This is a genomic window from Methanobrevibacter sp. (assembly GCF_045603845.1).
Lineage (GTDB): Archaea > Methanobacteriota > Methanobacteria > Methanobacteriales > Methanobacteriaceae > Methanocatella.
In genome coordinates this window covers 21285-27793 of the sequence record NZ_JAZUMY010000085.1, presented here as the reverse complement: position 1 = coordinate 27793, position 6509 = coordinate 21285, and the positions used below count along the sequence as shown (strand labels likewise).

At 37.1% G+C, this 6509-nt stretch carries 7 protein-coding genes; 5 read left to right on the top strand and 2 right to left on the bottom strand.

The genetic code is table 11. From position 1 onward, the window contains the following. Positions 1-262: 262 nt before the first annotated feature. Positions 263-778 (bottom strand): flavodoxin family protein, encoded by a 516-nt coding sequence (locus ACKI2W_RS08535; RefSeq protein WP_407381175.1) that lies wholly within the window; start codon positions 776-778, stop codon positions 263-265. A gap of 1 nt (position 779) precedes the next feature. Beyond that, positions 780-1247, bottom strand: a complete 468-nt coding sequence (locus tag ACKI2W_RS08530) for a flavodoxin (RefSeq protein WP_407381173.1) — start codon at positions 1245-1247, stop codon at positions 780-782. A gap of 385 nt (positions 1248-1632) precedes the next feature. Here ACKI2W_RS08530 and ACKI2W_RS08525 point away from each other — a divergent pair, with 385 nt between their 5' ends. Genes ACKI2W_RS08525 through ACKI2W_RS08505 form a run of 5 tightly spaced genes read left to right on the top strand, consistent with a single transcriptional unit; the run spans position 1633 to position 6471 of the window. Further along, entirely contained in the window at positions 1633-2412 is a 780-nt protein-coding gene (locus tag ACKI2W_RS08525; protein ID WP_407381171.1) for a uroporphyrinogen-III synthase, read from the top strand. After that, positions 2396-3499 carry a glycosyltransferase gene (locus ACKI2W_RS08520; protein ID WP_407381169.1) on the top strand — a complete coding sequence of 368 codons (1104 nt, stop codon included), beginning with the start codon at positions 2396-2398 and terminating at the stop codon, positions 3497-3499. The genes ACKI2W_RS08525 and ACKI2W_RS08520 overlap by 17 nt, the downstream gene beginning before the upstream one ends. Positions 3500-3503: 4 nt before the next feature. Beyond that, positions 3504-4598, top strand: a complete 1095-nt coding sequence (glf, locus tag ACKI2W_RS08515) for a UDP-galactopyranose mutase (protein ID WP_407381167.1) — start codon at positions 3504-3506, stop codon at positions 4596-4598. Then, positions 4598-4867 (top strand): signal recognition particle subunit SRP19/SEC65 family protein, encoded by a 270-nt coding sequence (locus tag ACKI2W_RS08510; RefSeq protein WP_407381165.1) that lies wholly within the window; start codon positions 4598-4600, stop codon positions 4865-4867. The genes glf and ACKI2W_RS08510 overlap by 1 nt, the downstream gene beginning before the upstream one ends. 5 nt (positions 4868-4872) lie before the next feature. Then, positions 4873-6471 (top strand): DHHA1 domain-containing protein, encoded by a 1599-nt coding sequence (locus ACKI2W_RS08505; RefSeq protein ID WP_407381163.1) that lies wholly within the window; start codon positions 4873-4875, stop codon positions 6469-6471. Positions 6472-6509 lie beyond the last annotated feature (38 nt).

The window sequence follows — 6509 nt, the reverse complement described above, 5'->3', positions numbered from 1 at the left end:
AAATAAAATAAAATAAAATATAAAACTATCAAAAATATAGAATGTAATTTTAATATAAAGTTTGCAATGAAATATACGACATTTGCAATTAAAAATTGCGCATGTTGAGCATATCTTTCATAAATAAAAAAATAAAAAATTATATGTGACGTTTATATAGTTTACTAGAATAAATGAAAAAACGATTAATTAAAATGAAAAGAATTAACAAACTATTAAAAATATTAATCGAAAAATAATTTTAAAATATGTAAAAAAAGTATTAGCAGTTTTTACCTGCATTATAAACTTCTTCACGTAAATCTTTCTGATTTTGGACATCGCCGACAGCAGTGAAAACCGCTTTTTCAGTCGGGTTTTGTGAAAAACCAATGAAGCTTCTGATACCAGTCAAGGCATCGCCGTTTGATGCACCGACAGCAGTGATGATATAGTAGTCCTTGTTTTCCAGATGATTGAAAATCGGGTAACACCTGTCAAAGAATCTTTTAAGGGTTCCGCACATCTCGTAATAATATATTGGAGTTGCATAGACGATTACGTCAGCTTCCATCATGTCATCAAGGATTATTGAAATCTTATCTTCCTGGAAACATTCCCTTTCAGGAGTTTTGCATGCATAGCATGCCTTGCAGGATCCAAATTCAATATCCTCAAGGAAATATTTTTTAGCTTCGTTTCCACCATCAATAGCTCCTTTTACAAATTCATCACATAATGTGTCTGAGTTTCCACCTTTTCTAGGTGAAGAACTTATTACTACTACTCTTTTTGCCATACTACTCACTTATCCACTCTTTGATTTTTTCTGCACTTTCACGTCCTGTCAACCTTAATCCTTTGGCAAAGTCAAGCTCAGGATATGCATTTGCCAAATCGTCAACACATTTATCGATTCCGGAACCTCCCGAAGTGCAGAATGCCTTAATAGTTTTTCCGCTTAAGTCAACACTTTCTATGAATGTATTGATTATTGTAGGTGCGGTATACCACCATACAGGAAATCCAATAACGACTGTGTCATATTCGCTGACATCAGTGCTTTCGGCTATCGGTGGTCTGAACGTCCTGTCGTTCATTTCAATTGTTGAGCGTGATTCCTTGTTTGTCCAGTCCAAATCCTCAGGAGTATAAATTTCTTGAGGGACAATTTCAAAGATGTCATAGCCATTATCATCTGCTATTTTTTGGGCGATGCTTTTTGTAACACCGCTTGCTGAGAAATATGTAACTAATACTTTTGACATTAATATCACCTGATTAGTTATCTGTTGGAAATACTATATAATTGTTTACAATCGCAACAATATGGATTATTGAAAAAATTATTTAATGACAAAATTGCGCAAAAAAAGTTCAATTAATGCCTTATTGCAGGAAAAAGACCTGCAATATTCTCCCAGACATTAATTGTTTTTCCCTTCGTAAGAGATTACTCAAAAGAGTTTATCTCCAATATATCCTATTAGCCAACCACTATTTAAAGCTTGTTGAGCCCACTGATGAAAATTGTCCTGACTGACACATCATACTTAAATATTGCTACAAAAAAATAACAGAAGAATTTTCACAAATAATATAAACATATAAAATCAAAATATATAACATTATAAGTTATTGAAGGTAAATATAATGAAAAAACCCATTGTTGCAATTACAAGACCTGCTGACAGAGCTAAAAAAGCTTGTGAAATTGTAGAGAAATTAGGTGGAAGCGCAGTGCTTGCACCGACGCTGGACCTGAAACCTGTGAATACTGACTCTCTAAAAAACCTAGTTGAAAATGTCGATTCACTTGACTGGATTGTTTTTACATCGCCAACGACAATCGACTCCCTGAACTTGTTTTATCCTGATTTTTTAGAGAATTTAAACTGTAAGGTTGCAGTTATCGGGAACAAAACAGGATCACTTCTTAAAAAGCAGGGTGTTAACGTTGACTTGATGCCTGATGACTTTACTGCCGAAGGCCTGGTTGAGGAATTCACAAAACTAGACATTAAAAACAAGACCATTGGAATTCCAAGAACCGCTTCTGCAAGAGATACACTTCCTAAAGGATTAGAAAATCTTAACAATAAAGTCATCCTGGCCGAAGCGTACAAATCACTCTTTCCGATGGATGAAAAAAGCGTTGAAGAATTAATCAGCAAAATTGAAAATTCTGAAATTGACGCTATCACATTTACAAGCCCTTTGACAGTACATAATTTCTTCAAGATTTCAAAAGACAATGAAAAGCTGGCTCAACTGCTGTCAGATAACCTGTTAACCGTTTCAATAGGCCCAATTACCGCAAAGGTTTTGGATGAATACTATGTTGAACATATTTACCCTGACACTTACACGGTTCCTGATATGATGGAATTATTATTCAAAGTATGGAGAGATTCTAATGGAAGACAAGATTAGTATTATCCTGCCGATTTTCAATGTAGGAGACCACCTTAGAGGAGGAATCGACTCTTTAATAAATCAGACTATAGGAAATGAGAATTTAGAAATCATAATGGTTAATGACTGCTCAACAGACGGTTCCGGTGAAATAATCGATGAGTATGCTGAAAAATATGACTGCTGCATAGCAATCCACCACGAACAGAATTCAGGAGCGGCATATACTCCACGTAACACAGGAATTGACGCATGCACCGGAGATTACATCATGTTTTTAGATCCTGATGACAGATACACTCCAGACTGCTGTGAAACCCTATACAAAGCAGTCACCGAAAACGATGCTGACATGGCATTTGCAAGGTTTCGAAGAATATTTGAATATGGAGGATATGTCCAGAAGTCCTATTCACCATATGAGGATGATTTGGAGCATGCATATCCCGATGAAACCTTTGAAACCGCCAATTTCCTTAACGTGTCCGATTTCGTATGGGACAATGTGATTGAAAAAATCGTTTACGGAAAAGACCATGAGGTGACCTACAAAAGGGACGGACCGATTGATAAAATCATCATTGACAACATCGAACAGGAACCTGACCTTTTGAAAATGGCTCCTTCTGTCTGGAGTAAAATCTACAAAAGGGAACTAATTATGGACAATAACATCCGTTTCCAGCCATACGTTTCAGGAGACGACATGGCATTCACATTAGAAACTCTTTTAAAAGCCAAAGGAATTGTTTATCTTAACAATTTCATGTGCTATGACTATTATATAAGGGATTTGCCTGACGACAAGTCAATCACCAATACGGTTAACGTCAGACTGCTTGACGAGCTTATGGAATCCTATATTTACTGCAGAAAGCTTACCGAAGGATTTTCCAAAGAGGTCCAGACCATTTCCGTCAACCCTCATCTGCTTCACTGGATGAACACATGGAAAGGATCACCGTTCACCAAAGAGGAAAACAGATTACTGCTTGAAAAAGTGAACAGGCTTAAAAAGATTCACAAAAGTGACATGAAAACAAAAATGCTTTTATCTTCAATGACAACAGCAATAGAATCTTCAATTTATACTTCAAAAGCGTGATAAGATGAAATTTGATTATGTAATCGTTGGAGCCGGACTGTCCGGACTTACAATAGCTGAAAGAATTGCAAATGAATTAGATGAAAAAGTGCTTATTATCGAGAAAAGAGACCATATCGGCGGGAACGTTTATGATTTTTATGATGACGGCCTTTTAATTCAAAAATACGGACCACACATTTTCCACACAAAGGAAAAGAAGGTTTATGATTACCTGTCCAGGTTTACAGAATGGATTGACTATGAACACAGGGTATTGAGCTGTGTCGACGGAAAACTTGTCCCTATGCCGATTTGTATTGACACGTTAAATAAACTCTATGATCTTGATTTGGATGAGGATTCAATGCATGACTGGATCGATGAACATAAGGAAGACATTAAGGAAATCAAGTCATCAGAAGACGTTGTTTTGGCAAATGCAGGAAGGGACATCTACAACAAGCTGTTCAAAAACTACACTGAAAAGCAGTGGGGAACTTCAGCGGCCAATCTGAGCCCTTCAGTAATATCAAGGATTCCGTTCAGATTCAATCACGATGACAGATACTTTGAGGATGCCTATCAGGGAATGCCTAAAGACGGATTCACCAAGATGTGCGAACGCATGATTGAATCAGACAATATCCACGTCGGGCTTAAGGCAGACTACAAGCAATACATCAATAAAATTAACTACAGTAAAAAATTAATCTACACAGGTCCTATCGACTACTTTTATGATTACAAATACGGAGAGCTGCTCTACAGATGCCTGAACTTTGTCTATGAGATACTGGATGAGGATTCATATCAGGACGTAGCCGTAGTCAACTATCCCAATGACCCGTATTTCACGCGAATTACCGAGTTTAAAAAGCTTACCGGACAGGATATTAAAGACAAGACTGCGATTATGCGTGAATATCCTGGTTTCAATGGAGAGAAATGCTATCCATACCCTACACAGGAATATTTGGATAAATTTAAACTTTATGAAGCTGAAATGGAAAAAGAGGAAAACGTTATATTTGCAGGCCGTTTAGCCAAATACAAGTATTACAATATGGATTTGGTCGTTAAGGATGCACTGGAAATATTTGAAAAGGAGATTAAATAATGATTACTATCTGGCCACAATATTTAAATAAGGATTTGACATTAAGTGAAGGAAGAAAAATATCAAAGGAATATGCCGTTTCCAATCCCACTTTATCAGAAATCGAAAGGGCATTGAAAAGATTGGGATTTACCTATTCAGTTCAAAAGGAAAGGTCATATCCCGGAAAATGGTATGAAAAATCCGGCCGTGTTTTAGTAGAGTATGAAAACACCAAACTGGAACTCATCAAAGAGGTTAGTTTAAAAATCAAAGAAATCAGGAACTGATTCAAATGGAAATTCCTGAGTTGATGGCCGAGCAATACAGGCAGGCAAAAGAACTGATTGAAAAGTCAACTGACATTAAGGTCTATTCACATATCGACTGCGATGGCATTTGTTCAGGAGCCATCCTTTCAACCATCCTTGATAGGCTTAACAAGCCTCATGAAATAGATTTTGTCAACCTGGACGTTTTAGACAATATTGATTTAAATCATGAGCTTACAATCTTTTCCGATTTGGGTTCAGGCCAGCATATTGACACCAAAGCAACTGAAAAGAACAATATTCTAATTCTGGACCACCATCCTCCTTTAAGAGACTTGAACTATAAGGACGATAAGGAATTCACCTATCTGGAAATCAATCCTATTCATCATGGAATCGACGGGTCTTATTATGTCTGCGGCGGAGGCCTGTGCTATTTTCTGGCAAAGGAATTCGGATACACTGATTTGAGCTGGATTGGTGTTTTATCAGCGATTGGTGATATGCAGAACACCCATAGCGGACATTTTGAAGGCCTTAATAAAATCATACAAAGCGATGCTGAAAACGAAGGTTATCTTGACTTGAAAAAAAGCGATTTGAATATTTACGGAAGAAACACCAGAGAACTGTTTATCGCACTATCATATTTCAGTGACGTCAAACTGCCGATAACGAATAATCAAAACGAATCAAAAGCGCTTCTTGATGAACTGGGAATTGACTCAACAATAAAAAGGGTCACTCCCGAAGAAAAGGATGTCCTTGAAAAAATCGGCATATTGTGTGAAGAAGGAAGAGATTACACCCTGACAAGACAGGACAGGGCGATTCTAAACAAGGAACTTGATTCCATCAAGTCTGCACAGACATTGCCACCATACCTTTCCAAAGACGAATTCATGATTTTATTCCAAATCCAAAGAAGAATTAAAAGAAAAACACTGTCCGATTTGACTGATGGCGAAAAAGGAAAACTGTACAATGCACTTAATCGCATGATTATCAATGAAGTTCCTCCAAAATATTATGAACACATTCCCAAAGTTCTGATTGGAGATTCCTATACTTTTCTTTTGGAAGATCCTTCAAGCTTTTTAAGGGATGGGGCCGAATTTTCAACTGCAATGAACGCATGCGGAAGAAACCATGAAGAGAAAATAGCTATGGAAGTTTTAAAAGGCAACCGTGACTGGGCTTTGGTTGAACTGGAGGAAATCAGCAGAAAACACAGGTACAATCTTGCAACATCCATGGAAAAGGTTGCTGGCGGAGACAATATCATTGAACTTGAAAACCTGCAGTATTTTGACGGGACAGGCATCAAGCCGGAAATTGTTGGAACGATTACCGGAATGATTTTAGGATACTGCAATTGGAGAAAGCCAATTATCGGATTTACACAAATTGAAGACAGTGACGGCATAAAAGTGTCTCTTAGATGTTCCCGATTCCTCTCATACGATGGGATTCACTTTGGAAATATAATCCGCCGGGTTGCCCAGGATGTCGGCGGAAGCGGAGGAGGACATGCAATGGCATGTGGAGCATACATACCTCTTTCGAAAAAATCAGAATTTCTTGAAAAATTTAATCAAGCTTTATTTAGTGAAATATCATAATAAATTTATATTAAAAAATATAAATTATTGAACATTGA